Origin of the sequence: Roseivirga spongicola (assembly GCF_034376045.1) — a bacterium.
GTDB lineage: Bacteria > Bacteroidota > Bacteroidia > Cytophagales > Cyclobacteriaceae > Roseivirga > Roseivirga spongicola.
The window spans coordinates 2,577,062-2,592,752 of sequence record NZ_CP139724.1 but is presented as its reverse complement, the minus strand read 5'-3'; the positions used below and the strand labels follow the sequence as shown (position 1 = coordinate 2,592,752).

General features: G+C 39.1%; 13 protein-coding genes and 1 tRNA gene. 4 read left to right on the top strand and 10 right to left on the bottom strand.

Annotated features, from left to right (window positions below; genetic code table 11):
• Window positions 1–181: 181 nt before the first annotated feature.
• The 3 genes from T7867_RS11550 to T7867_RS11540 form a co-directional block, all read right to left on the bottom strand.
• On the bottom strand, window positions 182–1,135 hold the full coding sequence (locus tag T7867_RS11550; protein WP_322299305.1) for an AraC family transcriptional regulator: 954 nt from the start codon (window positions 1,133–1,135) through the stop codon (window positions 182–184).
• Window positions 1,136–1,251: 116 nt separating this feature from the next.
• A complete protein-coding gene (locus T7867_RS11545) occupies window positions 1,252–1,704 on the bottom strand; it encodes a cold-shock protein (RefSeq protein ID WP_068225109.1) in 453 nt (150 codons plus the stop codon).
• Window positions 1,705–2,432: 728 nt separating this feature from the next.
• Window positions 2,433–2,506, bottom strand: a tRNA-Arg gene (locus T7867_RS11540).
• A 134-nt stretch (window positions 2,507–2,640) separates the two neighbouring features.
• Here T7867_RS11540 and T7867_RS11535 point away from each other — a divergent pair.
• Entirely contained in the window at window positions 2,641–3,339 is a 699-nt protein-coding gene (locus T7867_RS11535) for an outer membrane beta-barrel protein (RefSeq protein WP_068225107.1), read from the top strand.
• 17 nt (window positions 3,340–3,356) lie between these two features.
• Here the strand turns inward: T7867_RS11535 and T7867_RS11530 are convergent, their stop codons facing one another.
• From T7867_RS11530 to rpoN, 3 genes are read right to left on the bottom strand one after another with little or no spacing between them, the layout of a single operon-like run.
• Complete coding sequence (locus tag T7867_RS11530; RefSeq protein WP_322299304.1) at window positions 3,357–4,136, bottom strand: enoyl-CoA hydratase-related protein; 780 nt, start codon at window positions 4,134–4,136, stop codon at window positions 3,357–3,359.
• 4 nt (window positions 4,137–4,140) lie between these two features.
• Window positions 4,141–4,758, bottom strand: coding sequence for a phosphatase PAP2 family protein (locus tag T7867_RS11525; RefSeq protein ID WP_157717731.1), 618 nt, complete (start codon window positions 4,756–4,758; stop codon window positions 4,141–4,143).
• Window position 4,759: 1 nt separating this feature from the next.
• Window positions 4,760–6,226, bottom strand: coding sequence for an RNA polymerase factor sigma-54 (gene rpoN, locus T7867_RS11520; protein ID WP_068225102.1), 1,467 nt, complete (start codon window positions 6,224–6,226; stop codon window positions 4,760–4,762).
• A 252-nt stretch (window positions 6,227–6,478) separates the two neighbouring features.
• Here rpoN and asnS point away from each other — a divergent pair, with 252 nt between their 5' ends.
• Window positions 6,479–7,927, top strand: coding sequence for an asparagine--tRNA ligase (gene asnS / locus T7867_RS11515; protein ID WP_322299303.1), 1,449 nt, complete (start codon window positions 6,479–6,481; stop codon window positions 7,925–7,927).
• Window positions 7,928–7,960: 33 nt separating this feature from the next.
• On the opposite strand, the gene T7867_RS11510 is transcribed toward asnS, so the two are convergent.
• From T7867_RS11510 to T7867_RS11500, 3 genes are all read right to left on the bottom strand, one after another.
• Entirely contained in the window at window positions 7,961–8,341 is a 381-nt protein-coding gene (locus T7867_RS11510) for a T9SS type A sorting domain-containing protein (RefSeq protein ID WP_273273485.1), read from the bottom strand.
• A gap of 71 nt (window positions 8,342–8,412) precedes the next feature.
• Complete coding sequence (locus T7867_RS11505; RefSeq protein WP_322299302.1) at window positions 8,413–9,894, bottom strand: NAD(P)H-hydrate dehydratase; 1,482 nt, start codon at window positions 9,892–9,894, stop codon at window positions 8,413–8,415.
• Window positions 9,894–10,826: a ComEA family DNA-binding protein gene (locus tag T7867_RS11500; protein WP_322299301.1), complete on the bottom strand. Its 933-nt coding sequence runs from the start codon at window positions 10,824–10,826 to the stop codon at window positions 9,894–9,896. Before T7867_RS11500 ends, T7867_RS11505 begins: the two co-directional genes overlap by 1 nt.
• Before the next feature lie 181 nt (window positions 10,827–11,007).
• Here T7867_RS11500 and hemA point away from each other — a divergent pair, with 181 nt between their 5' ends.
• Window positions 11,008–12,270 carry a glutamyl-tRNA reductase gene (hemA, locus tag T7867_RS11495; protein WP_322299300.1) on the top strand — a complete coding sequence of 421 codons (1,263 nt, stop codon included), beginning with the start codon at window positions 11,008–11,010 and terminating at the stop codon, window positions 12,268–12,270.
• Window positions 12,271–12,348: 78 nt separating this feature from the next.
• Window positions 12,349–14,556 (top strand): WG repeat-containing protein, encoded by a 2,208-nt coding sequence (locus tag T7867_RS11490; protein WP_322299299.1) that lies wholly within the window; start codon window positions 12,349–12,351, stop codon window positions 14,554–14,556.
• Between the two features lies 1 nt (window position 14,557).
• Here T7867_RS11490 and T7867_RS11485 read toward each other — a convergent pair whose 3' ends face one another.
• Entirely contained in the window at window positions 14,558–15,646 is a 1,089-nt protein-coding gene (locus T7867_RS11485) for a 6-bladed beta-propeller (RefSeq protein WP_322299298.1), read from the bottom strand.
• Between the last annotated feature and the right edge of the window lie 45 nt (window positions 15,647–15,691).

The window sequence follows — 15,691 nt, the reverse complement described above, 5'->3', positions numbered from 1 at the left end:
ATGAAAGTGATCGTCAACCTGCTGTGTACATACGAAGTACTAAGGGGTGTTAGATTCACCTTGTGAGAACACTAATTGAATCAGAATGTTCTGAAGAAACAAGTGAGTGGAAGAAACATTCCAATCCCGACAGGAGATTTTATTTCAACTGTCGGGAGAAATACCTTTGGATAAAAATCTATTAGGCCGAAATGGCATAAACTGAAGAAAGCTGATTTCTGTATGCTGATGGGGTAGCTTTAGTATAACTAGAAAATAGTCTCGTAAACGAGCTTACGTCTTTAAAACCAATTTCATTACACACACTTTGCACATTAGAATCTCTATTCTTTAAAAGCCACTTAGCCCTTTCAATACGCAAGGCTGTCACATATTTCTTAGGAGTAATTCCAAAGGTTCTCTTAAATGCTCTGTGGAAATGATAAGGAGAAAGACAAGCCACTCTTGAAAGCTCATTCAAATTGATTTCTTCACAATAATGCGCCTGAATATAGTCTCTAGCTATAGACAATCTTTTATAAAGCTCCACCTTGGTCGATTGCTTTACAATTTTTTGGTTCTCTAGGTTATGTAGTTGAGCGCTACAATCTGCAAAAACCATTTCGAGAATTCTGTTGAAGATTGAGTAATTGTCTACCTCATCAGCCGAAAGGTAAAGTTTAGCATGTATGATGTCTCTTATCACAGGCTTTACCTCCTCATCTACCAATAAAGTATGTAAGGGAAATTCGGGTGATGTTTCAATCAGATCGTAAATACCATTTCTGTCTATTAAATCTTCATCAGAGCTACTATGTGAACTAACAAAGTCGCTAACAAAGTCTTCATTAAAACAAAAAGCTAACATGGTGGTATCTTCACCGTTCTGAGCTTTTACATTGTATTCCGTACCAGCATTCATTACCAAAAATTGCTGCTGATTAACTTGAAGTACCCTGTCCTTAATTTGATATTCTTGTGTTCCGTTGAGACCGAAACGAATGGAAAAACGGGTTTTTTGATTTTCACCGAGTAGATTTTTTGAGCTGAAGAGGGCGAACCCGTTATCGATCCCCTCTATTGCTCCGCTGTCAGATTCCCAATAGATCTGACCACCCATTTTGTGAATGGTGTGTTGCCCCTTGTAAGCTATCATGTTGTTGTTGTTTTGACCTTAAACGATTATAACGTAAAGGATAGCTAACAAGGTTTCAATTTATGTAAGCGGTTACTAAATCTAACTAGAAATATAACCTTTACCTCAGTAAAGGCTTAGCCAACCACCTTCACTTTTACCGCCATCAAGCCTTTTGGACCCTGGGCAATTTCGAAGCTCACTTTGTTTCCTTCTTGAATTGGCTGCATCAAGTTATCTGCATGAACAAAGAACTGTTCGTGACTTCCGTCTTGAGCAATGAACCCATAACCTTTAGAGTTATTGAAGAATTTAACACGCCCTCTTCTTTCGGCTGTTAAGTCTTCCTCTTCACGCTTAGGAACACCAATTTCAATATCTTTTGCTTTGATTGGCTTAGATTTAGCATTCGGATCTGGCGGAGTATCAGAAATATTACCGAACTCGTCTACGTATGCCATCATACTATCTAAGCTACCATCTGTAGTGCTGGCCTTTTTTTCTTCTCTTTTAGCCAACTTCTCTTTTCTCTTCTGAAGCTTCTTTTTTTCTCTTTCTTTCTTGTTAAATGTAGTTTGCGATCTTGCCATAAATGAATTTAAAGTGAACAATAAACGATAGCCTAAAAGCTACCAAGTAACCAGAACTGTCTACTTTTCAGTTCTCTCAATGGTTTGCTAACGCTAAAGTGCAGTACTTGATTGTTGTTTATACAACTGACAACCTACCACACTCGGCAGGATTGAGATTTTCATCAAATCAGCGGGATTGAGTTTAGAAAAGCAGCTCCAATTACTTTCTCCTACAAAGGTGATACTATTAAATGGTTATTCCTATTGATTAGTTCCGAAACGGAGCCATAGAAAGCCCTATTCAGCTCATTTATTGAAAGAAAAAGTTGGATTAGCCAAAATTGAACCTCCTCCTCAACCATATTTCATTAGCTGTGTAGGCATTGTTTATGAAAAAACAGGAACAAATTAAAGGATGTGCCCTACTCGCCCCTTAAACCTACACTTATGAATAGGATTTACTTTTATCCGTATTAACCCAGATACAGGATTTGAGCTAAGCAAATAAATCACTATGGCTGAATGCACCACAGTTTTAGAAGCAACTGAAAGTCGCTTCGAATGGCCGACTTAGAAAATGTACGTACCTAAAGTTTCGGGATTAGATTTATAGATTGACGTCAATCAAGATTCTTACATCGCAAATTCCAGGATGCTTTTTAGAAGCTAAAGCGAAATGCATAAAGTACATAGTTTTATAACCAATAAAAAAAGCCCACCATCTCTGGTGGGCTTTGCACTTAAAGTGACCTCGGCAGGATTCAAACCTGCAACCTCCTGAGCCGTAATCAGGTGCACTATTCAGTTATGCTACGAGGCCTTTTTTCAACGTTCTTAGTTAAAGTCCGTTAAATTAGGCTGCAAAGGTAGGTAATTCTTTTTCTTTGTGAAAGAGAGCTATTATAACTTTTAAAAAATACTAACTTTGTCAGCTCTCAAATTGAGATAATTGATATGAAGAAATTTGCATTTGCCGTAGTTGCACTCGTGTTGTTGGGAAATATTGCTAAAGCTCAAAGACCAGATCTTCCCGGAGCTCTGATCATTGATTTAGGCGTAAACACTTGGAGCAGTGCCCCTGACAATATAGCACTGAACAATTTTCAGTCGAAAACTGTCAACATTACTTATTTCTACGATTTACCATTGGGTAATAGCAAATTCACCTTCACTCCTGGAATTGGCTTAGGACTTGAGAAATTCTCTTTCGAGGATAACTACACATTAAGCAGCGAAATAAACAATGGAGCACTTGAAGTAACAGCCGAACAATTATCTCAACCAGATGTATTTGAATACGGCAAGTCTAAATTAGGAGCTAACTATTTAGACATTCCATTGGAATTCAGATTCTACAGTAGAAAAAACCAGTATTCAAGAGGTTTTAGAGCTGCTATAGGTGGTAAAGTTGGAGTTCTATATTCTTCTTTCACCAAATTCAAGTATGAAGATTCTCTTGGAGACAATCACATGGTGAAAAATAGAGCCAACTATGGCCTAAACCGTTTCCGCTATGGCGTTCAGGCAAGAGTTGGCTTTGGAGGATTTAGCCTATTCGGCTATTACGAGCTCTCTGATAAATTCGAAACTCCTCCTGCAGGCGGTGAAGACACCAACAACCTAACTTTCGGAATTGCATTAACAGGATTCTAAGAGATTACCTCTTAGAATCACTTCCCTAAGAACTCAGGCTTACGCTTCTCTAAGAAAGCATTCACTCCTTCTTTATAATCGTGTGACGCACCAGCAATATCTTGCATGTGCGCTTCATATTCTAACATCTCTGTTAAGGATGCTCCCTGAGATTTGTTGAGCATTTTCTTCATCATGCCAATAGCTTTGGTAGGTGCCTTAGCGTAATAATCAGTGTAGGCTTTAACTGCATCATCTAATTGATCATCTGCAACGCATTTGTTCACTAAACCCAACGCCTCAGCTTCTTTACCTGAAACCCTACTACCCATAGTAGCCAATTCAAAAGCCTTTGACGACCCAACCAATCTCGGCAGAAAATACGATGACCCTGAATCAAGAACCAACCCTATATTCACAAACACTTCTATCAGCTTAGCACTTTCGGCCGCAACTACCAAGTCGCAGGCCAAGGCGAACGAACACCCAGCGCCAGCCGCTACTCCATTCAACCTACAAACAACTGGTTTTGGCAGATTTCTAATTGCCTGAATGATTGGATTATACCTCGTATGAATCGATTCCGAGAAAGATCGGTTCGGTTCCTTAGAGGCTGCTTTTAGATCTTGTCCACTGCAAAAGGCCTTACCCTCTCCAGTAAGCACCACAACACGCACTTCATCATTCTTCTTACATTCCTTCAGTGCTGCCTGCAGCTCGAAAGTTATCTCATTATTTAAGGCATTATAGACATCAGGTCTATTCAATGTAATAGTAGCAACTCCGGCTTCTAAATTGTATTTCAGAAATTCGTACATAGGTTTAAGCAAATAAAAGGATTGAACCATAGCACACTACAAAGCCTAACAAAGCTCCGCCCAATACTTCTTTGGGTGTATGTGCATGTAAGTATAATCTGGCCCATGACACAGCTCCACATAGAGCAATTGCCACTAACAAAGGCCAAAGCAGGTAATTAGTAGAAGGGAATGCCCTCTGCAGAGCTAAAATAAAACCTAAACTACCAAACACGCCTGCAGTGTGGGCACTAATCTTCCATCTGAAAGTGATTCCATTGGTTACAACCACTACAGTAGTGATTGCCACAAACGTAACTTTTAGCAGCGGGGTCATCCACTGCTGCCCTTCTATCATAAAGGACACAATCAGGTAGAATATAGAGATGAACATAAAAGGCATTAGCCTTTCCCTCCTATCTTTCATATGAAGGTCCTTAATGACTTTAGTGACCTTAAACATAATAACCGTGAGTGCTGGAATGACAAATGTGGTTACAAAGACCAACCCCACAACAGTAGACTTACCCTTATCTGTAAGGTTTGAACTACCTTCTATGAAAAAAAGCACCACCCAAAATACCGCTGTAGGCATTAACAGCGGCTGAAAGATGTAGGTAATAAGCCTTGCAGCTAAATTCAAATCAGAGTTCTTTTCTAAGTCTGGCAACCGGAATATTTAATTGCTCACGGTATTTGGCAACAGTTCTTCTGGCAATATTATAGCCCTGAGCTTTTAATGCTTTTTCTAGCTTATCATCAGACAAAGGCTTCTTCTTATTCTCATTATCTATCAGTTCTTGCAGTCTAGTTTTCACCTCACGGCTACTCACATCTTCTCCACTTGCTGTAGAAATACCCTCGCTAAAGAAATACTTTAAAGGAAAAATTCCGAAATCAGTTTGAACAGACTTTGAGTTGGCTACACGAGAAACAGTTGAAATATCCATTTGAATTTCGTTAGCAATGTCTTTCAAAATCATTGGTCTCAACTTAGCTTCATCACCTTCTTCAAAAAACTCATACTGATATTTTACAATAGCCTCCATGGTTCTCAAAAGAGTATTCTGACGCTGTTTAATAGCATCGATAAACCATTTGGCTGCATCAAGCTTTTGCTTCACAAAGCTAACCGTCTCCTTTAGCTTCTTGTCTTTTTTATCACTCTTGTCGTAAGCAGAAAACATTTCACTGTAAGAAGAGCTCACTCTCAACTCAGGAGCATTTCGGGAGTTCAAAGTAAGATCCATCTCTCCATTTTTGTTGGAAAGAATGAAATCGGGTATTAAATATTGTGTCTTTACCAAGCCACCAGAAATACCTCCTGGCTTTGGGTTAAGGCGAGTTATTGCCGATATAGCCTCCTTAAAAACCTCTTCATCTTCAAGGTTAAGCTTCTTTTCTATTTTATCGTAGTGCTTTTTTGTAAACTCATCGAAACATAAGTCTACAATGTTATAGGCCAAATTAAGCGCTTCTAGAATCTCTTCATCATGCTCATTTTCCTCTCTTTTTCTTTCAAGCTGAATAAGCAGACACTCTTTTAGATTTCTCGCCCCTATTCCTGGAGGGTCGAACTTTTGTATTTCACTTAACAGCTCCTCGAGTTCATCTATATCAGTTTCGATATTCTGAGAAAACGCAAGGTCGTTAACAATTGCATCTAGCTCCCTTCTAATGTATCCATCAGACTCAATACTACCCAAAAGCTGCTTACCAATTTTCTCTTGGCGATCATCCAAACCCAAGAATCCAAGCTGAGCTTCTAGTTGCTCATTTAACGAAGCCTGCATAGCAATAGGCATCTCACGATCTTCATCATCGTTATAATTACCATCACCCTGCATCTTGTATCCGGCATAATCGTCTTCTGCCAAATAGTCTTCCACATTGAGTTCGTCTGAATTATCCTCATAAGAATCTTCAAACTCATCACTCTCCTGAGACGCCTCTTGTTCCTCTCTACCCTCTTCCAAAGCAGGGTTAAGTTCAAGCTCTTCTTCCACCCTTGCATCTAGCTCTGCTGTTGGCACTTGCAACAGCTTTATGAACTGAATTTGCTGTGGAGACAGCTTCTGACTTAAACTTTGATTAAGACTGAGTTTCTGCATTCGATAATTAATTCTGACCTTAACTCAAATTTAAAGGAAAGTATCAGAGAATCGAGGGAGGAGAAACACTTTTTAACAAAAATCATGCAAATTTTTCAAATCACGCCAAAAACGCCTACTCCTAGCCATTCCGATATCACACGACCTAACTATGAACAACCCATCACAACCGTTTTTACGTCATTTAATGGTTGTTTATCCACTCAAAAAATGATTGCTTTGCGTTTCTTTTAAAACACTATTTAGGAGGTTATGAAGACTAGGAGAACCAAGATTTCCGAACTATTAAAAAGTGAACAAACCAATATTGATGTTCACGTAAAAGGCTGGGTTAGAACAAAAAGAGGCAATAAGCACGTAAACTTCATTGCACTCAACGATGGCTCCACCATTAATAACATCCAAATAGTAGCAGACCCGAATAGTATTTCAGAAGACATATTAAAGAAGGTTACCACAGGGGCCAGTATTGCTGTCAACGGAAAGCTGGTTGAGTCACAGGGCTCTGGGCAATCGGTTGAAGTACATGCAGAAACCATTGAAATCTTAGGTGTGGCAGACCCAGAGAAGTACCCGCTTCAACCTAAAAAACACTCATTTGAGTTTTTAAGAGAAATAGCGCACTTAAGACCTAGAACGAATACTTTCAGTGCTGTTTTAAGAATGAGACACGCAATGTCTTTTGCTGTACACAAATTCTTTAATGAGAAGGGCTTTAACTATATGCACACTCCTATAATTACAGGGAGTGATGCAGAAGGTGCTGGTGAAATGTTCCGAGTAACTACCCTAGATGCCAAAAACCCACCACTGAAAGAAGATGGTTCGGTGGATTATTCAGAAGATTTCTTCGAGAAAGAGACTAACCTTACTGTTTCAGGCCAATTAGAAGGTGAGCTTGGCGCTTTAGCAGTGGGAGAAATATATACTTTTGGCCCTACTTTCAGAGCTGAAAACTCCAACACCACCAGGCACCTTGCAGAATTCTGGATGATAGAACCTGAAATGGCATTCTATGATTTAGAAGACAACATGGACTTGGCAGAAGAGTTTTTGAAGTACCTAGTGCAATATGCTCTAGACAATTGCGCTGACGATTTGGCATTTCTAGAGAGTAGACTTATTGACGAAGAGAAGAACAAGCCTGCAAACGAGAAAAGCGAAATGACGCTCACTGAAAAACTAAGGTTTGTTGCAGAAAATGACTTCGAGAGAGTTACTTATACTGATGCTATAGACATTCTGAGAAACTCTAAGCCAAATAAGAAAAAGAAGTTTCAGTACCCTGTTGAAGGCTGGGGTACCGACTTACAATCTGAGCACGAGAGATACTTGGTTGAAAAGCACTTTAAAAAACCAGTTATACTGACCAATTATCCTAAAGACATTAAGGCGTTTTACATGCGCATGGATGATGATCGAAAGACTGTCTCTGCAATGGACATTCTGTTTCCTGGAATTGGTGAGATAGTTGGTGGATCTCAAAGAGAGGAAAGGCTTGATGTTCTAATGGGTAGAATGACAGAAATGGGCATTCCTCATGAAGAAATGGACTGGTATTTAGACACCAGACGCTACGGAACCGTTCCTCACAGTGGTTTTGGCCTTGGCTTTGAAAGGCTAATGATCTTTGTAACCGGGCTTGGAAACATTAGAGATGTTATTCCATTTCCAAGAACCCCAGGCAATGCGGAATTCTAAGACAAAAAATTAGGGCTGATTTTCAGCCCTTTTTTATTTCTTACTAAATCTTACCGTTTGTTGAAATTTGGATCGATCATCTCGAACCAACACCAAGTAATAGCCCCTCGGAAAAGACTGTACATCGACCTTATATTTCTTCGGACCGTTATCTTCTACATTTACAGTCATCTTAGTACCAATGATACTTCTAATCTCTAACTGAGGCTTTTTAAGATTGAGATTACTTAAATCGATATTTAGGAAGTCTGAAGTTGGATTTGGGAAAATCTCAACTTTCAATTTCTCGTTAGGGTCGGTAGAAGTTCTGTTCGCTAAAGCCTGAGTTTGAGCGGAAACTGAAAATGCCGCAACCATAAACACTAAAAGTGCTGCAATTCTTAGGCGCGATATGTTAAGGCTGAAGACCTTCATTTTCTAGTTAGACCCGATTAATGTGCTTTAGGTTTAATAAAATTAAGTTTTTTTTCAATAAATCTCGATATCTAAGCGTTACTTATTGCTTTTGGCAAGAAATGCAGCAAATCTGATGCCATCAAGGAGACTTCTCCAACATTTTTTCTAGCCAAATCGCCAGCTAAACCATGTAGAAAAACGCCTAAACACGCAGCCTGTTCTGAGTCTAAGCCTTGAGCCATCAAACCTGTAACTATACCCGCTAATACATCTCCACTGCCTGCTGTAGCCATTCCAGGGTTCCCTGTATTATTAAAATAAACCTCGCCAGAAGGGACTACAACGGCTGAATGTGCTCCCTTCAAAATAACAACTAGCTTTTTCTTCTTTGCTACACTTTGTGCCACTTTAATTCTCTCAAGGCCATCAGAACATTTACCAAATAGACGATGAAATTCTCCTACATGAGGAGTGAGAACAGTAAACTCAGGCAAAAGATCTAGCAGTTCTGAGTGTTCACTTAATATATTGAGCCCATCAGCATCTACAACTAGCCCACTCACCCCAGCCTCTAGCAGCTGGCGAAAAGCTTGAACAGTCTTTTGGTCCACACCTACCCCCGGCCCAAAACAAACCACATCTATATCCTTCTGCAGAGAACCTTCTGAAATCAATCGCTCCTCCGAATCTACACTCACCATCGCTTCTGGTAAGCTGGTTTGTAAGACCTGAACTCCACATTTAGGAACATGAGCCGTGAGCAAACCGGCACCACTCTTCATAACTGCTATGGAGCAAAGGAATGCCGCTCCCATTTTCCCATAACTTCCCGCAAATACTTGAACACGACCGAAATGTCCTTTGTGCTGAAATTTTACTCTAGGCGGAAGCGCCTTTCTAATAGAATGATCTAAAAGGAAGTAACTACCATTTTGGGCCTCTATAAAATCTTCATCCAAACCAATGTTCACAGCCTTCCATTCGCCAACGAAACTTCCCGATTCAGGAATAAAAAAACTAAGCTTAGGCCTCTGAAAAGTAATGGTGAAATCTGCTTGAACTATAGCTCCTGTCAAATTCACTTCGTCCGAAAAGAGTCCCGATGGCACATCTACAGAAAAAGTTTTTGATTCTGCATTATTGATAGTGGAGACAACACGCTCTAGGTCTCCAAGTATTGGGCGATTAAGACCAGAACCAAAGAGTGCATCAACTACCACGTCAGAATTTGGCAATACGAATTCCGATGGCTTCACCTCGTTAACATCGCTACCAAACTGCTTCAAGTTAGCCAAGCAGTCGTCCGAAAGCTCTGAAGAAACTTTAACAAGAATAACCTTTACACTGTAATTCTTCGACTTTAAAAGCCTTGCTATAGCTAGACCATCTCCTCCATTATTTCCCGTACCACAAACCACTGTTATCAAAGATTCTGTGCTCACCCTCTCTTCAAACTCACTTATAAAAGCCAAAGAAGCTCTCTCCATCAACTCAAGAGATGTGATTGGTTCGTTATGAATAGTATATTGATCTGCCTCCCTTATTTGCGCTGCACTAAGTAATTTCTTCATTAGAATTTCAAATACGGTACTAGTTTCTGGATTGTTACTGAATCGATAAGCTTCAACCTTTTTAGGTCATCAGCCTTTTTGAATTTACCGTATTTGCTTTTTGCGGACAAGATTTCCTTAGTTAGTTCATAGCTAATATATGGATGGGCATTAAGTTGTTTGAACGTAGCAATGTTAATAGAAATAGACTCCAGTGTAACTGTATCGGAAACATGCAGAAAGCTTTTAATCTGTAAAAACAAACTGTCTTTCATTCCATACATATCCTTGAGCTGATCTACTGAGTGAAACCCACCTAGAGCCTCTCTAAAGGAAACTATTTGTCGAGAGTAACCAGAACCTATACCATATAGTCTTTTAAACTCCGTAGTATCGGCCGTATTAATATCTATAATCAAAGGCACTTCATTATAGCGTTGTTTCTTTTGAACAACCCTGGCAGAAGCATTCCTTTTAACAGGAACAGGGCTACCCTGCTCCTTTACTTCATCCTCTTCAATTAGATTTTCGGGCAGATCTATATATGACTGTAGCGATTGATAAAGTGAATCTGGAAAATCATAAATCTTAGCCAAGTCGCCTTTTACCCTAAAGGTCCCGCCAGCTTTTCTGAAATTCTCTACCCTTCTGGCAAGAAAAAGAGGGACACCAAGAGAAACTAACTCGCTAGCAGAAGCAGTATTAGGATTGAAAACCTTAGGTATCGGCTTGAGTATCTCAGGCTTGCGAGGCTTTACATTCATTTGAAAAATAAGACTGTCTAGCAATGTTTTATCTTCCTTAAAACCGACATACCTTAAGCCAAAAATAGACTTATATATAGCTGGCATAGCTAAACAAAGTACAATGAGCAAGATCAGAACAACTGAACCGCTTGCCTCAGTCTTACTGAAACTAAACGCTTTAAAGAGTAGTTTCTTAATTTGATTCATGTGTGCTAATGCTATTGCAAATAATTTAATATAATAATTTCTTAGAAAATACATATTAATAATCAAACAACACTTAACTAGAATGATTCTAAATAGCAAACACTGATATACATCACTTTTTTTCAGGTAAAGTAGGGGTTATTTTTGCCCAGCGTATTAGAATAGTGAAGACGCGGAAAGAATGAAGGAAGGTTTTAAAGTACTCAGCTTATCATACAAAAAGGCACCCGTTGAAATTCGGGAGGTTCTTTCTGTAAGTGATTCATTGGCAGCCGAATTCTTATTAGAATTCCCACATACAACTGAGGTCAATGACTTGATGGTACTTTCAACCTGCAATAGAACAGAAATTTATTACTCAGCTGAAAAAAGCTTAAGCACTGAAATACTTGTTTATCTAGGCCTGAAAAAAGGACTACAGAATCCTACTCAATACCTTCAATACTTTGACGAGATTCTTAGTGCCGAAAAAGCCTCAGAATACCTCTTCCGCGTTTCAATGGGCTTAGAAGCTCAAGTTGTTGGTGATTTACAAATCATTAACCAAATCAAAAGAGCTTACCAAGCTTCTGCCGATGCCAATATGGCCGGCCCTTTCCTACACAGACTACTGCATACAATTTTCTTCGCTAATAAGCGCGTTGTTCAAGAAACAGCTTTTAGAGATGGTGCAGCTAGCGTTTCCTATGCAACAGCTGAGTTGGTAAAAACATTAGCTCAAGCTTTTGTAGACACAAAAGTACTTGTGATGGGAATTGGCGAAATTGGTGAAGACCTTGCTAAGCATTTAACAGATGCTCCGTTTAGTGTTACGCTCACCAATAGAAGTGAAGCTAAGCTTATGGAGGTAGCCAAATCTTGCGGTCTTTCTACTCTTTCTTTTGTTGGCATTAAAGAAAAACTATCTGAGTTCGACATTGTAATTTCTAGTCTTCCTGTGAAAGACTTTATAGATGTTACTGACATAGCAAGCGCTGAAGGTAGCGGATTGAAGTATTTCATAGACCTTTCCATTCCAAGATCTATTTCGCCTGCCATTGAGTCTGTAGCTGGGGTCAACCTTTACAATATTGACGAAATCCAAGATAAAACTTCTCAAGCAGTTCAGAAAAGAGTAGACGCTATTCCACAAGTGGAGGCGATAGTTTCTGAATCTATGGCAGAGTTTACTGATTGGTCTAGGGAAATGGAAGTTTCTCCTACTATCCAAAAGATTAAAAATGCTTTGGAAGAAATTCGTCAAGAAGAATTGAAGAAACACCTCAAAAATGTTTCACCAGAGGTTGAAGTGTTTGCCAATAAATTCTCTAAGAGCATTACTAATAAAATAATGAAGCTTCCTGTGCTTCAGCTTAAAGCTGCATGTCAACGAGGAGAAGCCGAAACTTTAATTGACGTATTGAACGATCTGTTCAATCTTGAGAAAGATCCGGTAAAGCAATAAGTGAGTTTTACATCAATAGCATTTCAATAGTCAGCTAAATTTCACAGCTTTCGGGCTAATTCTCCGATGAAGCCGCGAATGTATCACTTCAGACTATTCCTTATTCTATTTCTTCTGAGTACGCAAGGAGCTCTTCTTGCAGATCAGTTTGAGCCTTTTTCAGAAGCCGGTAGAGTTGGGCTGAAAAATGTTACAACAAATACCATTGCCATACCTCCCAAGTTTGAAGGTCTAGGCTGGTCAGATAAAAGCTTCTCTGTAGTAAACGGAGTAATTGGAGCTTTGCAAAACGAAAGATGGGCATTAGTAAACACAGAAGGCAACCGAATAACAGAGCATTACTTCAACACCCTGGTTCCTAGCTCAGAAGACAACTTTATTGCCTCAAAAAGAGACAACAGTTCAATTCTCACCAACTACGGATTAATAGATAGCAATGGTAAAACAATCATAGACTTTGTTTTTAGCTCAATGCAGCGTCATTCTGCTGGACTTATCGTATCCGAAAAAAAAGGTACAAAGTACTTACGAGGCTTAATTTCTGAAAAAGGCAAGTCAATTATTCCAATAGCCTATGATGCTATATCTGGACTTAGCGAGACCCATCTTATAGTAAGCAAAGACGGCTTATTAGCAATATTTGATACTGATGGCAATCAGCTCACTGAGTTTCTTTTTGAATACATTGAACCCCATGGCAATACCTACTACAAGATAGGACAGTACAACCATCAAGGCTTATTGAGGAATACAATAGAACTGGTTATACCGCCTCTTTACAAGAACCTAGTCTTTGGTGAAGACCAAGTAGAAGCCATTCCATATACACAATGGGACTTTTTTAAAAGAAGCAATTATAGTGCTACCTACTACTTTGATGATATTAACTTTTTAGACCAGGAAGCTTTTGCTACTTCAGCCGGACGAAAAACAGGGTCTATAAACTATAAAGGCGAGTACTACAGTTTTCTACCAGAAGAGAGGCTGGTTGAATCAAATGAGAAAGTCTTCGTCACCACTACGCGTTCTGGTAGATACAAAGCCTACAATAGCCAAGGAAAACCACTTTTTAGAGACTCATTTGAAGAAATTCAACTTCAAACTAACTTGATCTTTACAAAAAACAGCCAAGCAGATGGCCACTCTTGGTCTATTCACAATTTAGAGGGAAAAAAGCTCAACCTGTTTAATTATCAGCATATCGAGAAGAAATCAGAGTCTTTTTTTCAAGCCAAACGAAACGACAAAATAGGCCTGATCGGAAAAGATGGAAAAGAGATAAGTCCGTTTTTATACGATCAACTTTCTGCTTTTAAAAATGAGCGAGCAATAGCCCTGTATAACAATGGATATGGCGTTGTTAACTCAAATGGCCTGTGGATAATGACTCCGTATTATGACAGCCTCTCCATTGACAATAACTACTTGTATTTTCGACAAGGGACGGAATACGGAGTTGCCGATCTTTTTGGGAAGGTTCTTTACAGAGACCAGTCGCCATTTGAACCGTTAGCCGAAGCTATAATTAAGAGCCACGAAGACAGCAGTAAATCTATATTCTCTATGTACGGAGAGCAGCTATTGGAGCGCAGCTATGATTCTATCAGCGCCCTGAGCACACAGTTGCTTTTCATCCGAAGAGACAATCAGAACTTTCTATTTAGGCCTTCAGACAAGTATGTTCTCAAACTAGAAAATGACATTGAGCACATTGAACCAATGAAAGCCGATTATATGCCCGTATTAAAGGGAGGGCAATGGGGCTTCTTAAATTCTGATGGAAGGATAACAATAGCAAACCGATATGAGGCTGTAGGTCAGTTCTCAGAAGGCCTTTTTTCGGTAAAGCTCATAGGAAAATGGGGATTCGTAAATAAAAATGAAGAGCTAATCATTCAACCCAACTTCGATCAAGTCAGCCCTTTTGATAATGGTTTATCTATTGTGAAAAGTAATTCTAAGTGGGGACTTATAAACACCTCTGGCACGGAAGTAATCGCTTTAAATTACGACTCGGTAAAAAGACTCGACAGCTATTTTGTAATTGAATCTAATGATCAGGTAGGGTTAGCAGACAGCCAAGGAAAGATCATTAAAAATCCTTCTTTTGACAGTATTAAAGCTTTGGAGAACAACTATTTTTTGGTGGAACGAAACGGTTTCTATGGAGTAATCAATGAAGCAGGACATGATGTAATCCCAACCATTTACAAAACTGTAAAACAATCGGGAGATATGTTTCTCGCCTCGAAAGAAGGAGAAAAAAGAACCTTTCAGTTGAAATAAATCAGTTCTTGAGCTTCACGAAATATAGCGTTGGATTTGGTTCTTCAGTTGAGCCCTCTTCCAGTATCTTTGCAGAAAAGTAATAGGTATTAGACTCAGCTGGTAAAGGAGTTAAAAGAACAGGTTCACCATCAGAATGCTCTCCCCCATCAAGTCCAGCATCCAGATTATAGCTCATATACTCTTCCAAATCGTAAATCAGTAGTTTGGCTTTCCCCTCATAGGAGTACCTCACTATTAAATACCTATCCGATCTGAAGAAACTTCTGATATTTACAGCTTTATTCCCCGTTTCAGAAACAGCACTCTCACCGAAGTCCAACTTAAGAGAGGGTTCAAACACTGAAGACCTTGCCTCATATATGGTATCTCTAACAAAAGGCTCCGGAAAAAGAACAGGAAGATAAAAATAGGTTTTATCTGTCGACTCTGAGTAATAATTAGCATCAGTCATAATGAACATCATCTGATTCTTCAAGCTTACTTTAGTGAGTTTCAAACTATCTATTCGACCTCCGGTAGATGGATCAATTCTATATCGAGTTGGAAATTTAAGAAACCCACCACCTTCAAGGTTCTTTGTTTCTGTTCGGAAAACCTCAAGGGTATCATTCATAAAATAGGTATAGTTGGGAAAAGAGTAATCCCTGATACATCGAACAAAATCACCGTTATAATTATAAACCACAATTTTTCGCATTCCGATAATATAAATGTGTTCATTCATTCTATCCAGCGAAAACCCAACTGGTCTTTCCACCTCTTCAGGACCACCACCTATCTTACCAATTAACTGAAGAAATTTGCCAGAATCATCAAACTGGAATATCTTCTGTTGACTGAAATCAAAAATAAAAATGTAATCCTCAGTCCTTTCAACCTTGGTTGTCATGGCAATAAGGCTTTCATCGGTTTCCTCCAGTTTCACAGCTTCTATTTCATCGGCAATATCGTCTATGCTTAACTCGTCATCCGCATTTGGGTTAACAGGGATAACCCTAAACACATCTTGCTGATCTTCACTTTCAATGCCGCAGCTAAAAAGAAGAATAAATAATAGAGAAAAGAGAGTATATGTTCGTTTCATCATCAATGGATTACTACTATAAACATAGTACTATATTTATAGTAGAGC

Coding starts and splice junctions, on each gene's coding strand:
- T7867_RS11550 (WP_322299305.1), bottom strand. CDS start 1,135: ATGATAGCTTACAAGGGGCAACACACCATTCACAAAATGGGTGGTCAG.
- T7867_RS11545 (WP_068225109.1), bottom strand. CDS start 1,704: ATGGCAAGATCGCAAACTACATTTAACAAGAAAGAAAGAGAAAAAAAG.
- T7867_RS11535 (WP_068225107.1), top strand. CDS start 2,641: ATGAAGAAATTTGCATTTGCCGTAGTTGCACTCGTGTTGTTGGGAAAT.
- T7867_RS11530 (WP_322299304.1), bottom strand. CDS start 4,136: ATGTACGAATTTCTGAAATACAATTTAGAAGCCGGAGTTGCTACTATT.
- rpoN (WP_068225102.1), bottom strand. CDS start 6,226: ATGCAGAAACTCAGTCTTAATCAAAGTTTAAGTCAGAAGCTGTCTCCA.
- asnS (WP_322299303.1), top strand. CDS start 6,479: ATGAAGACTAGGAGAACCAAGATTTCCGAACTATTAAAAAGTGAACAA.
- T7867_RS11510 (WP_273273485.1), bottom strand. CDS start 8,341: ATGAAGGTCTTCAGCCTTAACATATCGCGCCTAAGAATTGCAGCACTT.
- T7867_RS11505 (WP_322299302.1), bottom strand. CDS start 9,894: ATGAAGAAATTACTTAGTGCAGCGCAAATAAGGGAGGCAGATCAATAT.
- T7867_RS11500 (WP_322299301.1), bottom strand. CDS start 10,826: ATGAATCAAATTAAGAAACTACTCTTTAAAGCGTTTAGTTTCAGTAAG.
- hemA (WP_322299300.1), top strand. CDS start 11,008: ATGAAGGAAGGTTTTAAAGTACTCAGCTTATCATACAAAAAGGCACCC.
- T7867_RS11490 (WP_322299299.1), top strand. CDS start 12,349: ATGTATCACTTCAGACTATTCCTTATTCTATTTCTTCTGAGTACGCAA.
- T7867_RS11485 (WP_322299298.1), bottom strand. CDS start 15,646: ATGATGAAACGAACATATACTCTCTTTTCTCTATTATTTATTCTTCTT.